Raw genomic sequence first — 13,571 nt, forward strand, 5'->3', positions numbered from 1 at the left:
GCTGAATGCGGTGCGCCCCCATGCAAAGGATGGATACGTGAGCGAGACTGTCTTGTCCAATAACGATAAACCGTCGGCGCAGGCGCCTGCGGAACCCGTTACCACCCCACCTGCCAAGCGCTCCGGCAGTGGCCTGGCAGCGCTGGCCTTGCTGCTTGGTGCGGCCGGGGTGGCGGTAGGTGGCTGGGGTGTCTGGCAGGTGCGTCAACTGCAGGGCAGTGAGTTCAACCAGGGCCAGCACATCGAGGCGCTGACCCAGCGCGCCGAGGCGCTGCAGCAACGTGAACAGCAGATCAGTGCGCAACTGGCCAGTCTGCCAGCCGCCAGCGAGCTAGAAGACCGCCGGCGTTTGGTAGCCCAGTTGCAGGGCGACCAGCAGCGTCTCAGCCAGCGCCTGGAAACCGTGCTGGGAGAAAGCCGCAAAGAGTGGCGCCTGGCCGAAGCCGAGCACCTCCTGCGGCTGGCTACCCTGCGCCTTTCGGCGTTGCAGGACATCACCAGTGCCAAAGCCCTGGTCGAAGGCGCCGACGAGATCCTGCGCGAGCAGAGCGACCCGGGTGCCTTCGCCGCCCGCGAGCAACTGGCCCGCAGCCTGGCCACGCTCAACAGCACTCAGCAACCGGACCGTACTGGCCTGTTCTTGAAACTGGCTGCGCAGCGTGAGCTGGTACAGCAGCTGAGCGCCCAGTCCCCCGAGTTCGACAGTAACGCCGATGCGCTTGGCGCCCTGACCGCCGACGGTGATGGTGCCAGCAGGCTGTCGCAGTGGTGGGCAGAAATATCCAAGTACTTCCAGATCGACTTCAATGCCGATGAAAACGTGCGTCCGTTGCTGGCCGGGCAGCAACTGAACCAGCTGCGCCTGGCCCTGAGCCTGACTATCGAGCAGGCCCAGTGGGCGGCGCTCAATGGTGATGCCAAGGTTTACACGCAGGCGCTGGACGACGCCCGCAGCGTACTGCTGGCCAACTTCAATGCAGACAACCCGCAAAGCAAGGCCATGCTCGACAGCCTCAATGCCTTGGCCGATCAGCCGGTGTCGGTGGTTACCCCTGACCTTAGTGAAAGCCTGGCGGCAGTGCAGGCCTATATTCAGCGCCGTCACCTGCCGGCCGAGGCTGAAGGGGGCAAGCCATGAAGCGTGTCTACCTGTTGGCCGTGCTTGCGATCGTGGTTGCTGCGGCACTGGGCATCGCGGTTGCCAAGCACAGCGGCTATGTACTGATTTCCTATGGTGGCTTCCGTTATCAGTCGGGGCTGTGGGCAGCCTTGGCGGGTATTTTGGCGGTCGTCCTGCTGCTGTGGTTGCTGCGCTATCTGGTCGGCCTGGTGCTGACTTCCAGTGGTGTGGTCAACCCGTGGTCACGGCGTAACCGCAGCCGACGTATCCGCCTGGCGATCGAACAGGGCCAGCTCGATCTTGCCGAAGGCCGCTGGGCCAGTGCCCAACGGCACTTGCACCGTGCCGCCGAGGCGGAGCGCCAACCGTTGCTGTACTACCTTGGTGCCGCGCGTGCTGCCAACGAGCAAGGCCGTACCGAAGACAGTGACAACCTGCTGGAGCGTGCCCTGGAGCGCCAGCCGCAAGCGGAGCTGGCCATTGCCCTGACCCATGCCCAGTTGCAAATGGACCGTGGCGAAAACGATGGGGCCCTGGAAACCCTGCTGGCCATGCAGGAACGCCACCCGCACAACGGCCAGGTGCTGCGCTTGCTGCAACGCCTGTACGTGGAGCGCGGCGACTGGTCTGCACTGATCCGCCTGCTGCCCGACCTGCGCAAGGGCAAGGTGCTGCCGCCCGCCGAGCTGGCTGCTCTGGAACAACGCGCCTGGGGCCAGAATCTGAGCCTGGCGACCACCCGTGGCGAAGATGCGCTCAGTGCACGTCAATCCTTGGAGCGCGCCTGGCAGCAGCTGACCGCAGCCCAGCGCCAGGAGCCACAACTGGTGCTGGCGTACGCCGAGCAACTGCGTCAGGTAGGTGCCCAGAACGAGGCCGAACAGGTGCTGCGCACGGCCCTCAAGCGCGACTACGAAAGCCACCTGGCCCGCCTTTACGGCCTGGTGCGTGGTGATGACCCGGCGCGTCAGCTGCAAACCGCTGAAGGTTGGCTCAAGGCTCACCCGCAAGATGCCAGCCTGCTGCTGACCCTGGGCCGTCTGAGCCTGCAAAACCGCTTGTGGGGCAAGGCGCGTGACTACCTGGAAAGCAGCCTGCGCATGGAGCGCAACCCCGAGGCCTGTGCTGAGCTGGCCCGCCTGCTCGCGGGGCTGGGCGAGACCGAGCGCAGCAACCAGCTGTTCCAGGAGGGCCTTGGCCTGCTGGACGAGCGCCTGCTGGCGCTGCCTTTGCCAGAAGGCGTGCGCGCCTGACCTACCCCAAGGCCCGCGCAAAGGTGCGGGCTTTGGGGGCAGGTAATTTATCTTTCGCTGTCAGTTTGATCTGAAGTCCATTTCTTCCGTCGCCTCCTACGGCATATCTGGAAATTTCCTACGCGATTCAGTGACTTGTCGTTGCTGTCGTGCCTTGAAACAAAGCGTGTCTTTCCTCTACCGTTTCAAGCCACTACTTTTTCCCCGGGACCTTCACCGCCCATGCTGCCGGCCCGTTTGCGCACCTTTTTTCTTCCTGCCTGCCTGGTCGCACTGGCAGTACTGGTTGCGTCTTTCCGTCTGGAAAACACAGTGGGGCTGATGCCGTGCCCATTGTGCCTCAGCCAACGGTTGCTGCTTGGCGGGTACGCGCTCCTGTGTTTCGCAGCCGTGCTGCAGGCGCCGGGCACGCGGGGCATCCTTCGTTATGCTCGGCTGGCGCTGGGCTGCTCGCTGGCCGGCGCTTTGCTGGCAGCACGGCATGTCTGGTTGCAGGGGGCTGAGGGGGTCAATGAGGTATGTCCGGTGCCGATCGGGCGAGTGTTCGAACAATCCTGGAGTGAGGCGGCACGGCAACTGCTGCTGGGTGGCCCGGATTGCCGTTCGCTTGCCTGGAGTTTTCTCGATCTGACACTGCCGGAATGGAGCCTGTTGGCCTTCCTGCTGCTGGCGGTGCTGCCCTTGAGTTGCCTGCTGGCGTATCGTTTCCGCACCTTGGCAAGAACATGACCTGGCGCAAGGTTGTGCCATTAGCGCGACCAATGGTGATGTAACAGGGTATTAAACACTTGTATGAACTTTGTGTGCTGCGTACCTTGAAGGGCAGCACGCGCGGGAATAATCTCCCAGCACGCATACCGGAAAAACAACTGCTCGATGCCGTCCTGCTGATGTCACCTTGTGCTGCGCGGTCGTGGTGCGAGGTGCAGCGGCATCTACCCAGAAGGGAAGAGATCGCCATGCTCGATAGTTGTCAGAACGCCCAGGAACGCTGGGGTGGGGTTCACAAGCTGATCGACCGTTGGCTGGAGGAGCGCCAGGAACTGGTGCAGGCTTTTCGCGCCCTGCGCGATGTGAGGCCAGCCTTCGCCGACAAGGACACCAACGGGGACTTTTGCGCCCTTCTGGTCGACTACGTTTCGGCGTGGCACTTCGAAGTCTGCGAGCAACTGGTCAGCGAGGCCAAGGCGTTCGGAGACAAGAAGGCGCTGAAACTGGCCGAAGAGATCAACCCACGGATCAACGACAGTACTCAGATCGCACTGGCCTTCAATGACCATTGCACCAAGGGGGAGTGCAAGGACACCGAACGCTTTGCCGAGAAGCTGGCCAAATTGGGCGGGTTGTTGCATGAGCGCTTCGAGCTTGAAGACTGCCTGATCGAAGTGCTGCACAACGCACACAAGGAAGAGGGTGCAGTGCAGGCCTGAGGTTGGCGTCAGTCGCCAACCGCCAGCAGTTCGATCTCGAATACCAAGGGGGTGTAGGGTGCAATCAGGTCTCCCGCCCCCTCGGCGCCATAGGCTTGCGCTGAAGGAATTACCAGGCGCCATTTGGCGCCGGTGTGCATTTTCGGCAAGGCGACCTGCCAGCCTTCGATAACCGAATCCAGGTTGAACCATTGGGGGGTCTGGTTCTGGTCGAATATTGAGCCGTCCGGCAATCTGCCCACATAGCGCACTTGCACTTTGCCGCCCGCTTTTGGCTGTGCACCCGTGCCTGCCTGCAATTCGCTGTACAGCACACCTTCCGTTAGTTCGTGCACCCCATAACGCCCACGTTCATTAGCCATGAAACGCGTTTCGGCGGCCTGCAGCTTTTGCGCAGCGGCGTCACCTTCCTGGGCTTCATGCTGCTGCAGCACTGCCTGCATGCGTGCCTTGTCGAGTTTCAGGGGTTGCCCCTGATAGGACTGCTTCAGGCCTTCGACCAGTGCATCCAGCTGCAAGCCTGGCATCTCCTGGCGCAGGCGTTCACCCAGGCTGGCACCCAGGCTGTAGGCCAAATCGTGGTCGTCGTTGTCGGCCAAGGCGAGGGGTGCCATCAGGCATAAACCCAAAACAAGATATCGAGGCAACGCCTGACTCCCAAATACCAGCAATGATTAATTCAGCAACTACACTTTCACGCAGCTGCAAGATAACAACTTTGCCCAGGCATGCAACGCGGCGTAAACATTACGGTCAACATGCCCTAGCGGCGGTAGCAGCAGAAGCATAGTATGAGCCGCAATCTCGTCAGCCAGGAGGTAAACCATGTCGGCCAAAAAGAAGCCAGTAAGTACGCCGTTACACCTGCTCCAGCAACTTTCGGGCAGCTTGCTCGAACACTTGGAAGAGGCCTGCTCGCAAGCGCTGGCTGATGCGGAAAAACTGCTGGCGAAGTTGGAAAAGCAGCGTGGCAAGGCGCAGGAAAAACTGCACAACGGTCGCCTGAAACTGCAAGACGCGGCCAAGGCAGGTAAAGCCAAGGCGCAAAGCAAGGCGCAAAAAGCCATCGGTGAACTTGAAGAACTGCTCGAGTCTCTCAAGGAACGTCAAACCCAGACGCGCTCTTACATTCAGCAACTCAAACGCGATGCTCAGGACAGCCTCAAGCTGGCTCAGGGTGTAGGTAAAGTACGCGAAGCTGCAGGCAAGGCCCTTGATCAACGTGCGGCCAAACCGGCAGCCAAGGCAACCGCTGCTGCCAAGCCTGCGGCCAAACCAGCTGCCAGGGCGACCGCTGCCGCCAAGCCTGCGGCCAAACCAGCTGCCAAGACGACCACTGCCGCCAAGCCTGCGGCCAAACCGGCTGCCAAGGCGACCGCTGCCGCCAAACCTGCGGCCAAACCGGCTGCCAAGGCGACCGCTGCCGCCAAGCCTGCGGCCAAACCGGCTGCCAAGGCGACCGCTGCCGCCAAGCCTGCGGCCAAACCGGCTGCCAAGGCGACCGCTGCCGCCAAGCCTGCGGCCAAACCAGCTGCCAAGGCGACCGCTGCCGCTAAGCCTGCGGCCAAACCGGCTGCCAAGGCGGCTGCGGCAGCCAAACCTGCGGCCAAGCCAGCTGCCAAAGCCCCTGCTGCCAAGCCGGCCGCAAAACCAGCTGCCACCAAGGCACCAGCACGCACGGCCGCCAAACCCGCCGCCAAACCTGCTGAAGCCAAACCCGCTACACCGGCCGCCACAACCAACTCGGTGAGCCCGGCTGCTGCAGCACCGTCGGCACCTGTGAGCACGCCGTCTCAGGCACCTTCGGCGTCCTGAAGCGCAGCCGCTGCGACGCGCAACTGAACTAGCGCGTCATGATGCAGAGCCTGGTCCGGTGCCAGCCGGGCCAGCCAGTCGTCCGCGGGCTCATGGGAGCCCACGGGCCACTGTTGCGAACGTTCCTGCAAGCGCTCCAGCAAGGCTTTTTCTGCCTGTAATTCCAACCCCTTCACCTGTTCACGCAATGCGGCCAATTGTGCATCACCCGATGCTGGGGTTCGCCATTGCCGGCGCAGGCTGCGCAGCGGGGCGACCACGTCACGCTGCCAAGGCTCGGCAAGTTCTTGCAGTGCTTGCGCACGTTCGCCCAGTACAGCCACACCACGTGCTTGCAGCCAGGTCGCGCACAGCAGCAGGCAGACATCGCCACCCAGTGCCTGCAGTTCAAGGCAGGCGGCTTCCACGCCGGGCCTGGCATACAGGGCCAGGGCGTAATTCCACAGGTCGGTGTGCATGGTTCCACTCGCGCTATGGGCCGAGGAAGCTGGTAGACTCCGCGACCATCATGATCAGACTATCCAACCTCACTTTACAGCGTGGTCCGCAGCGCTTGCTAGAAGGCGCCGAGATGACCCTGCACGCCGGTCACAAGGCCGGCCTGATCGGCGCCAACGGCGCCGGAAAATCCAGCCTGTTCGCCTTGCTGCGCGGTGAGCTGTCGCCCGATGCCGGTGACTGCCAACTGCCCGGCGACTGGCGCATCGCCCACATGCGCCAAGAGGTCGACACCCTCGACCGCCTGGCTGTGGACTATGTGCTTGACGGCGACGTGCGCCTGCGCAAGGTCCAGGCCGAACTGGCCGCGGCCGAGCAGGCCCACGACGGCACCGCCCTGGCGCGCCTGCACAGTGAGCTGGAAAGCGCCGACGGCTATACCGCCGACGCCCGTGCGCGCAAGTTGCTGGCTGGGCTGGGCTTCACCAACGAACAGATGGACCGCCGTGTCGGCGATTTCTCTGGTGGCTGGCGGATGCGCCTGAACCTGGCCCAGGCACTGATGTGCCCGTCCGACCTGTTGCTGCTCGACGAGCCCACCAACCACCTCGACCTCGACGCGATCCTGTGGCTGGAAGACTGGCTCAAGGGCTACCCCGGCACGTTGTTGCTGATCTCCCACGACCGTGACTTCCTCGATGCCGTGGTCGACCATGTGCTGCACGTCGAGCAGCGCAAGCTCAACTTGTACAAAGGCGGCTACACCGCCTTTGAGCGCACCCGTGCCGAGCGCCTGGCGCAGCAGCAGCAGGCCTACGAGAAGCAGCAGGCGCAGCGCGCGCACATGGAGAAGTACATTGCCCGCTTCAAGGCGCAAGCCACCAAGGCCCGCCAGGCGCAAAGCCGGATCAAGGCCCTGGAGCGCATGGAAGAGCTGTCGGCAGCGCATGTCGATTCACCGTTCGACTTTGTCTTCCGTGAATCGCAGAAAATTTCCAGCCCGTTGCTGAGCCTTTCCGAAGGTCGCCTCGGTTATGGCGACAAGGCCATCCTCGACAAGGTCAAGCTGCAGCTGACCCCGGGTGCTCGTATTGGTCTGCTCGGGCCCAACGGCGCCGGCAAGTCGACCCTGATCAAGAACCTTGCAGGTGAGCTGGAGCCGTTGTCGGGCCGCCTGGTTCGTGGCGAGAACCTGGCGGTAGGCTACTTTGCCCAGCACCAGCTGGACTCGCTGGACGACAAGGCCAGCCCCCTGCTGCACTTGCAGCGCATCGCCCCTACCGAGCGTGAGCAGACGCTGCGCGACTTCCTTGGCGGCTTCGACTTCCATGGTGCCCGCTGCGACGAGCCGGTGGTTAACTTCTCCGGTGGCGAAAAGGCCCGCCTGGCACTCGCGCTGATTGCCTGGGAGCGGCCAAACCTGCTGCTGCTCGACGAACCGACCAACCACCTCGATCTGGAAATGCGTCTGGCGCTGACCATGGCCTTGCAGGAGTTTGCCGGTGCAGTGGTGGTGGTGTCCCACGACCGTCATTTGCTCAAGAGCACCACTGATGACTTCCTGCTGGTGGCCGACGGCAAGGTCGACACCTTCGACGGTGACCTGGAGGACTACAGCCGCTGGCTGGTCGAGTACCGCCAGCGCAGTGCGCCGGCCAGTACTGCACCGGCCAACCCGGACAAGACCGACAAGAAAGCCCAGCGCCAGGCTGCCGCAGCCTTGCGTCAGCAGTTGGCACCGCACAAGAAGGCTGCCGACAAGCTGGAAACCGAGCTCAACCAGGTGCACGCGCAATTGGCCGAGATCGAGACCGCGCTGGGTGATGGTGGCCTTTACGATGCGGCGCGCAAGGACGAGTTGCGCGACCTGCTGGCGCGGCAGACCAAGCTCAAGCAACGCGAAGGCGAGCTGGAAGAGGCCTGGATGGAAGCGCTGGAAACCCTTGAAAGCATGCAGGCCGAACTCGAGGCGTTGTCCTGATGGAGGAACTGCGTTCGCTGCTGCCAGGGCAATGGATGGACACCTTCTGGCTGGGTTTGCAGATCCTCTTGATCCTGGCAGCGGCGTTCATCCTGCAACGTATCGTCGCCCGCGGGCTGAGCCGCCTGGGCCAGCGTTACCCGTTACCGCCGGAGCTGCTGGTGCCCGTGCGCGGTGGCCTGCGCTGGCTGATCATGGGCAGCGCGCTGCTGTTCGTGCTGGAGCGCATGGGTGTTTCGGCAACCGTGTTGTGGACAGCACTTTCCGGCTTCGTAGCGGTAGCGGCGGTGGCCTTCTTCGCCATGTGGAGCGTGCTGTCCAACCTGTTGTGCGCAGTGTTGATCTTCACGGTCGGGCCGTTTCGCATCGGCGATGTGGTCGAGCTGGTCGACACCCTCGACAAGCCTGGCGTGAAAGGCCGGGTGATCGCTATCAACCTGCTGTTCACCACCCTGCTGGAAGTGCCCGAAGCGGGCGGGGCGCTGGTGCAGGTGCCCAATAGTCAGTTCTTCCAGAAGTCCGTGCGGCGCTGGCGCGGGGCCGAGGTACAGGCCCTGCACAAAGAAACAGCTGCCGAAGCGGACTGAGCCTGCACTGGCCACACAAATCCATCAGAAATCACTGGTTATTTTTTCGCCAAGACCTTAGCTTAACGTTTTGCAACAAATGTTCGAGCGAGGTGTGTGATGTCGATGGAAGTATGGTTAGGCTTTTTTGCCGCCTGCTGGGTGATCAGCCTTTCACCCGGTGCCGGGGCAATTGCCTCGATGTCCAGCGGCCTGCAATACGGCTTCTGGCGTGGTTACTGGAACGCCCTGGGCCTGCAGCTGGGCCTGATCATGCAGATCGCCATCATCGCCGCCGGCGTCGGTGCCGTCCTGGCTGCCTCGGCCACGGCGTTCCAGGTCATCAAGTGGTTTGGCGTCGGCTACCTTGTGTACCTGGCCTACAAGCAGTGGCGTGCCCTGCCGATGGACATGAGCGATGAATCAGGCGTGCGCCCGATCGGCAAGCCGCTGAGCCTGGTGTTCCGTGGTTTCCTGGTCAACATCAGCAACCCCAAGGCGCTGGTGTTCATGCTGGCGGTGCTGCCGCAGTTCCTCAATCCCCATGCGCCGCTGCTGCCGCAATATGTGGCGATCACCGTGACCATGGTCACGGTCGACCTGCTGGTGATGGCGGGATACACCGGGTTGGCTTCGCATGTGTTGCGCATGCTGCGCACGCCCAAACAGCAGAAGCGTTTGAACCGCACCTTTGCCGGGTTGTTCATTGGTGCAGCCACCTTCCTCGCGACCTTGCGCCGCGCGCCGGTCTGACAGACCGCATACAGGCCATTCGCGGGCAAACCCGCGATTGGCCCATCACTATTTCTCCTTGTCCACCAACCCCTTCAGCAGATCTATCGGCAGCGGGAAGACGATGGTCGAGCTCTTGTCCCCGGCAATCGTCCCCAGTGTCTGCATATAGCGCAACTGCATCGCCCCCGGTTCCTTGCTCAGCATTTGCGCGGCTTGCATCAGTTTCTCCGACGCCTGCAGTTCACCCTCGGCATGAATCACCTTGGCCCGACGTTCGCGCTCGGCCTCGGCCTGGCGGGCGATGGCGCGTACCATCGACTCGTTCAGGTCAACGTGCTTGATCTCGACGTTGGCCACCTTGATGCCCCAGGCATCCGTCTGCGCATCCAGTACCTGGCGGATGTCCAGATTCAGTTGCTCTCGTTCTGCCAGCAGCTCATCCAGTTCGTGCTTGCCCAGCACCGCACGCAGGGTCGTCTGGGCCAGCTGGCTGGTCGCCACCAGAAAATCCTCGACCTGAATGATCGCTTTCTGCGGGTCGAGCACGCGAAAGTACAACACTGCGTTGACCTTGACCGAAACGTTGTCGCGGGTGATCACATCCTGCGGCGGTACATCCAGTACCACTGTACGCAGGTCGACCCGTACCATTTGCTGGATCACCGGGATCAACAGGATCAGACCCGGCCCTTTGACCTGCCAGAAGCGCCCCAGTTGGAACACCACGCCCCGCTCGTATTCGCGCAGGATGCGAAACGCCGACAGCACCAGCATGGCCAGCACGATCAGCACAGCGCCGAAACCGACTTGCATGAACATGGTCATTCTCCTTGCGTCGCTGGGGCGGCGGCGCTCACTTCCAGCATCACGCCATGGCGCGCGGTCACCCGTACGTTCTGGCCAGTTTGCAGCGGCGTTGCGCACTGCACCTGCCATTGCTCGCCCTGAGCCAGCACGACACCACAGAAGGGGTCGCTTGCCATCACCTGGGTGACGGTGACCAGGCTGCCGACCAGGCCGGCGTCGCCACTGACCAGCGCCCGTTGCCGGGCCTTGAGAGCCATGCCCAGCACGCCACCGATCAGGAGTGCCGAGAGCAGCGCCAAGGTGCCGATCAAGGCCAGGGGGATGCCGAAACCGGGAGCGTCGGTGTCGATCAGGATCAATGCGCCGACCACAAAGGCAACGATGCCGCCGAAGCCGACCACGCCGAAACTGGGCAAGAAGGCTTCGGCGATCATGAAGGTGATGCCAAGCAGGATCAGCGCCACCCCGGCAAAACTCACCGGCAACAGCTGCAGCGCATACAGCGCCAGCAGCAGGCAGATACCACCGACCACACCGCCCACCGCAGAACCTGGGTTCATGAATTCGAACAACAGGCCGTAAACGCCGATCATGATCAGGATCAGCGCTACGCTGGGGTTGGTGATGACCGCCAGAAACCGTGTGCGCCAGTCCGGCAGATGCTCGACCACGCTGGCGCCTGCGGTCTGCAACTGCCGTGGTTGGCCGGCCACCTGAAGCGTTTTGCCGTCGAGCTTGCGCAGCAGGTCAGGCAGGTCATCGGCCACCTGATCGATCACGTTCAGGCGCAAGGCCTCGCTGGCGGACAGGCTGACCGCCTCGCGCACGGCCTTCTCCGCCCAGTCGGCGTTGCGGCCGCGCATCTGCGCCAGGCCACGGATGTAGGCGGCAGCGTCGTTGACCTGTTTGCGTGCGAGGGTTTCATCGTCGCCGCCTTTGGCTTTATCGTCACTGGGCGTGCCAGGCGCGCCGCCGATCCGCACCGGCGTGGCGGCGCCCAGGTTGGTCCCGGGCGCCATCGCTGCAATATGGCTGGCGTAGAGAATATAGGTGCCGGCGCTGGCGGCGCGGGCGCCGCTGGGGGCAACGTAGCTGGCGACGGGTACGGTGCTGGAGAGAATTGCCTTGATCATCTGGCGCATGGCACTGTCCAGCCCGCCCGGGGTATCCATGCGGATAACCACCAGTTGCGCGCCTTGCGCCTGGGCCTGGCCGAGGCTGCGCACCAGGTAGTCGGCGCTGGCCGGGCCGATGGCGTCGTCGATGTTCAGCACCCACACCGCGCCGGGCGCTGCCTGGCCACCTGGCGTGATGCCAAGCAACAACAGCAGCAACAGCCAACGCCAGCAGCGGGCGATCACCTGTCGTCACCTCATTTGCGCGTATTACACAAGTTTAGCCCCGCCCACCCGTACCCGGCCTAAAATTGGAGATTGGGGGGCGAAACCGGAGGTGCATCATGCGTATGGCAAAAACCCTGCAGGCCAGCCTGGACAAGGCCAACTGCGACTACGACATCATTCCCCACCCACATTCGGCCACCAGCCTGGAGTCGGCCCGTATGGCCGGCGTGCCCGCCGAACGGGTCGCCAAGGCGGTGATGGTCGATGACCGTCACGGCAACTACATCATGGCCGTGCTACCGGCCAACCGGCATCTGGACATGGACAAGGTGCGCATGTCCGGGGCCTGGCATCTGACCCGTGAAAGCGGTCTGCCGAGCCTGTTCAATGACTGCGAACGCGGTGCTGTGCCGGCCCTTGGCGATGCTTACCAGATAAAAATGCTGCTCGACCCGAGTCTTACCCGCCAAGGCGATGTCTACCTGGAGGCGGGTGACCACGATCACCTGATTCACATGAGCATGGAGCAGTACATGAAACTGGTGCCGCACGCCGAAGTGCGCGAGCTGTGCTGATGTTTTCAAACCAATGCCAGGCGGGCGTCGTGGACGGCTTGCCTGGCGCTCAGGAGGAACCATGGAAGCGCCGATCCATCCCTTTGCCGAACTGTTCAAGCAGCTGGGCTTACCCGACGATCCCACGAGTATCGATCAGTTCATCACCAGCCATTCCCCGCTGAAGAACGAAATCAAGCTGGTGGATGCGCCGTTCTGGAACGACTCTCAGCGGGCATTTCTCAAGGACAGCATCATTGAAGATTCCGATTGGGCCGTGCCCTTCGATCAACTCAACGAAGCGTTGCGCCGCCCCCGAAAATAAAGCGCCGAGCGGCACCTGACGAGTGATCGGCCGTTGCTATGCTCAGGAAAACAATAAGGGGATAGCGCGATGAAAGATCCCTACGCACCAGGTTTCTGGTGTTCCGTGACGATCCTGGGCACCCTGACGGCCAGTTACTTCTATGGCATCAGACAGACGCAACAGATGAACCAGGCCGTGCATTTCCTGTACGCCGCTGCCGCAGTCACTGTAGCGGTTGCACTGGTGGCGCTGACATGGATCGCCTGGCAGCAGCTGCGCCTGAACAAGCGCGAAGTGGTGCAGGGGCGAACGTTGCTGACCATCTGGAATACCAAGGTTGCGCTACGCCGCGTCGAGACGGTTTTCGACCGTTATTTCTGGGGCAGCTATTGGCATTCGGGGCGCACCTTCGAAGAGGTCATGGGCGAGCTCAGGGGCACTCCGCTGGAGCAGAGCCTGGATGCGCTGAAGCGCCAGTGCCGGGTGCTCGACCGCGAAATCCATGACCGCCATCACCACTGGCTGGCCAACGCTCGCGACCTGTCCAGCGTGGCCCAGGCGATGGCCCGCGAACGCTACCAGCTGGACCTCGGCGAGCCCACGCACAGCGGCCACGGCAATACGGCAGTGCTCAACCGTGACCTGGAAGTGCTGGTGTACACCTGGTCGGCGCGCTTGCGTAGCTTCGACCATCAGCTGGACGAGCTGGAGCGCGCCTACCATTGAGGCGCTTCATTCGCCGCGGATGTACTGCTCCATTTGCTTGATCAGGCTGGCCTGTTCGTCAATGGTTTCCTTGACCAGGTCGCCGATCGACAGCAGGCCGAGCAATCTGCCGTTGTCGACCACCGGCAGGTGACGCAGGTGCCGGTCGGTCATCAGGTTCATGCAGAAATCGAGCTTTTGCTTGGGCTCCACGGTGACCACCGGTGCGCTCATGATTTCGCGTACCGGCGTGGCGGCAGAAGAGCGGCCCTTGAGGACCAGCTTGCGCGCATAGTCCCGTTCACTGACGATACCCACCACCTGGCCACCCTCGACCACGGGCAGCGCACCGATGTTTTTCTCCGCCAGCAGCTTCAGGGCGTCGAGCACCGAGTCATCCGGGCCGATGGTGTACACGGTCTGGTGCTGGGACTTGGTCTTGAGGATTTGTTCGACGGTCTTCATACGGGCCTCTGCGGGTGAAAAAAGCACTGTCTCGGAGTAACTAAAGCATCCG

At 62.7% G+C, this 13,571-nt stretch carries 16 protein-coding genes; 11 read left to right on the top strand and 5 right to left on the bottom strand.

Going from position 1 to position 13,571, the window contains the following annotated elements; genetic code table 11:
• The first annotated feature begins 37 nt into the window (after positions 1-37).
• From LU682_RS00785 to LU682_RS00800, 4 genes are all read left to right on the top strand, one after another.
• Positions 38-1,138, top strand: coding sequence for a uroporphyrinogen-III C-methyltransferase (locus tag LU682_RS00785; protein ID WP_049588039.1), 1,101 nt, complete (start codon positions 38-40; stop codon positions 1,136-1,138).
• Positions 1,135-2,373 (top strand): heme biosynthesis protein HemY, encoded by a 1,239-nt coding sequence (locus LU682_RS00790; protein WP_010951574.1) that lies wholly within the window; start codon positions 1,135-1,137, stop codon positions 2,371-2,373. Before LU682_RS00785 ends, LU682_RS00790 begins: the two co-directional genes overlap by 4 nt.
• Positions 2,374-2,595: 222 nt before the next feature.
• Positions 2,596-3,102: a disulfide bond formation protein B gene (locus tag LU682_RS00795; protein WP_010951575.1), complete on the top strand. Its 507-nt coding sequence runs from the start codon at positions 2,596-2,598 to the stop codon at positions 3,100-3,102.
• 230 nt (positions 3,103-3,332) lie between these two features.
• Positions 3,333-3,803, top strand: coding sequence for an Rsd/AlgQ family anti-sigma factor (locus LU682_RS00800; RefSeq protein WP_003255887.1), 471 nt, complete (start codon positions 3,333-3,335; stop codon positions 3,801-3,803).
• A gap of 8 nt (positions 3,804-3,811) precedes the next feature.
• On the opposite strand, the gene LU682_RS00805 is transcribed toward LU682_RS00800, so the two are convergent.
• Positions 3,812-4,450 carry an FKBP-type peptidyl-prolyl cis-trans isomerase gene (locus LU682_RS00805; protein ID WP_049588040.1) on the bottom strand — a complete coding sequence of 213 codons (639 nt, stop codon included), beginning with the start codon at positions 4,448-4,450 and terminating at the stop codon, positions 3,812-3,814.
• Between the two features lie 178 nt (positions 4,451-4,628).
• Here LU682_RS00805 and LU682_RS00810 point away from each other — a divergent pair, with 178 nt between their 5' ends.
• Positions 4,629-5,618: an AlgP family protein gene (locus LU682_RS00810; RefSeq protein WP_010951578.1), complete on the top strand. Its 990-nt coding sequence runs from the start codon at positions 4,629-4,631 to the stop codon at positions 5,616-5,618.
• On the opposite strand, the gene LU682_RS00815 is transcribed toward LU682_RS00810, so the two are convergent.
• Complete coding sequence (locus LU682_RS00815; RefSeq protein WP_010951579.1) at positions 5,597-6,076, bottom strand: TIGR02444 family protein; 480 nt, start codon at positions 6,074-6,076, stop codon at positions 5,597-5,599. The two genes, LU682_RS00810 and LU682_RS00815, sit on opposite strands and share 22 nt — an antisense overlap.
• A 50-nt stretch (positions 6,077-6,126) precedes the next feature.
• Between LU682_RS00815 and LU682_RS00820 the strand changes: the two genes are divergently transcribed.
• The 3 genes from LU682_RS00820 to LU682_RS00830 all read left to right on the top strand — a co-directional run bounded on the left by LU682_RS00820 (position 6,127) and on the right by LU682_RS00830 (position 9,356).
• Complete coding sequence (locus tag LU682_RS00820; RefSeq protein WP_010951580.1) at positions 6,127-8,037, top strand: ATP-binding cassette domain-containing protein; 1,911 nt, start codon at positions 6,127-6,129, stop codon at positions 8,035-8,037.
• Positions 8,037-8,624: a mechanosensitive ion channel family protein gene (locus LU682_RS00825; RefSeq protein ID WP_010951581.1), complete on the top strand. Its 588-nt coding sequence runs from the start codon at positions 8,037-8,039 to the stop codon at positions 8,622-8,624. Before LU682_RS00820 ends, LU682_RS00825 begins: the two co-directional genes overlap by 1 nt.
• A 99-nt stretch (positions 8,625-8,723) precedes the next feature.
• The gene (locus LU682_RS00830) at positions 8,724-9,356 is read left to right on the top strand and encodes a LysE family transporter (RefSeq protein WP_010951582.1); all 633 of its coding nucleotides are present in this window, start codon (positions 8,724-8,726) and stop codon (positions 9,354-9,356) included.
• A gap of 48 nt (positions 9,357-9,404) precedes the next feature.
• On the opposite strand, the gene LU682_RS00835 is transcribed toward LU682_RS00830, so the two are convergent.
• On the bottom strand, positions 9,405-10,157 hold the full coding sequence (locus LU682_RS00835; RefSeq protein ID WP_049588043.1) for a slipin family protein: 753 nt from the start codon (positions 10,155-10,157) through the stop codon (positions 9,405-9,407).
• A 2-nt stretch (positions 10,158-10,159) separates the two neighbouring features.
• On the bottom strand, positions 10,160-11,506 hold the full coding sequence (locus tag LU682_RS00840) for an NfeD family protein (protein ID WP_010951584.1): 1,347 nt from the start codon (positions 11,504-11,506) through the stop codon (positions 10,160-10,162).
• Positions 11,507-11,604: 98 nt separating this feature from the next.
• On the opposite strand from LU682_RS00840, the gene LU682_RS00845 reads away from it, so the two are divergent.
• The 3 genes from LU682_RS00845 to LU682_RS00855 all read left to right on the top strand — a co-directional run bounded on the left by LU682_RS00845 (position 11,605) and on the right by LU682_RS00855 (position 13,075).
• Complete coding sequence (locus LU682_RS00845; protein ID WP_049588045.1) at positions 11,605-12,063, top strand: aminoacyl-tRNA deacylase; 459 nt, start codon at positions 11,605-11,607, stop codon at positions 12,061-12,063.
• Between the two features lie 61 nt (positions 12,064-12,124).
• Complete coding sequence (locus LU682_RS00850; protein WP_020190423.1) at positions 12,125-12,367, top strand: DUF2789 domain-containing protein; 243 nt, start codon at positions 12,125-12,127, stop codon at positions 12,365-12,367.
• A gap of 69 nt (positions 12,368-12,436) precedes the next feature.
• On the top strand, positions 12,437-13,075 hold the full coding sequence (locus LU682_RS00855) for a hypothetical protein (RefSeq protein WP_003255871.1): 639 nt from the start codon (positions 12,437-12,439) through the stop codon (positions 13,073-13,075).
• 6 nt (positions 13,076-13,081) lie between these two features.
• Here the strand turns inward: LU682_RS00855 and LU682_RS00860 are convergent, their stop codons facing one another.
• Positions 13,082-13,519: a CBS domain-containing protein gene (locus LU682_RS00860; protein ID WP_010951586.1), complete on the bottom strand. Its 438-nt coding sequence runs from the start codon at positions 13,517-13,519 to the stop codon at positions 13,082-13,084.
• Positions 13,520-13,571 lie beyond the last annotated feature (52 nt).

It is taken from the genome of Pseudomonas alloputida (assembly GCF_021283545.2).
GTDB lineage: Bacteria > Pseudomonadota > Gammaproteobacteria > Pseudomonadales > Pseudomonadaceae > Aquipseudomonas > Aquipseudomonas alloputida.

Bases quoted from the DNA above. Each gene is read 5' to 3' on its own strand.
- LU682_RS00790 (WP_010951574.1), top strand. From the start codon at position 1,135: ATGAAGCGTGTCTACCTGTTGGCCGTGCTTGCGATCGTGGTTGCTGCG.
- LU682_RS00795 (WP_010951575.1), top strand. From the start codon at position 2,596: ATGCTGCCGGCCCGTTTGCGCACCTTTTTTCTTCCTGCCTGCCTGGTC.
- LU682_RS00800 (WP_003255887.1), top strand. From the start codon at position 3,333: ATGCTCGATAGTTGTCAGAACGCCCAGGAACGCTGGGGTGGGGTTCAC.
- LU682_RS00810 (WP_010951578.1), top strand. From the start codon at position 4,629: ATGTCGGCCAAAAAGAAGCCAGTAAGTACGCCGTTACACCTGCTCCAG.
- LU682_RS00815 (WP_010951579.1), bottom strand. From the start codon at position 6,076: ATGCACACCGACCTGTGGAATTACGCCCTGGCCCTGTATGCCAGGCCC.
- LU682_RS00820 (WP_010951580.1), top strand. From the start codon at position 6,127: ATGATCAGACTATCCAACCTCACTTTACAGCGTGGTCCGCAGCGCTTG.
- LU682_RS00825 (WP_010951581.1), top strand. From the start codon at position 8,037: ATGGAGGAACTGCGTTCGCTGCTGCCAGGGCAATGGATGGACACCTTC.
- LU682_RS00830 (WP_010951582.1), top strand. From the start codon at position 8,724: ATGTCGATGGAAGTATGGTTAGGCTTTTTTGCCGCCTGCTGGGTGATC.
- LU682_RS00835 (WP_049588043.1), bottom strand. From the start codon at position 10,157: ATGTTCATGCAAGTCGGTTTCGGCGCTGTGCTGATCGTGCTGGCCATG.
- LU682_RS00845 (WP_049588045.1), top strand. From the start codon at position 11,605: ATGCGTATGGCAAAAACCCTGCAGGCCAGCCTGGACAAGGCCAACTGC.
- LU682_RS00850 (WP_020190423.1), top strand. From the start codon at position 12,125: ATGGAAGCGCCGATCCATCCCTTTGCCGAACTGTTCAAGCAGCTGGGC.
- LU682_RS00855 (WP_003255871.1), top strand. From the start codon at position 12,437: ATGAAAGATCCCTACGCACCAGGTTTCTGGTGTTCCGTGACGATCCTG.
- LU682_RS00860 (WP_010951586.1), bottom strand. From the start codon at position 13,519: ATGAAGACCGTCGAACAAATCCTCAAGACCAAGTCCCAGCACCAGACC.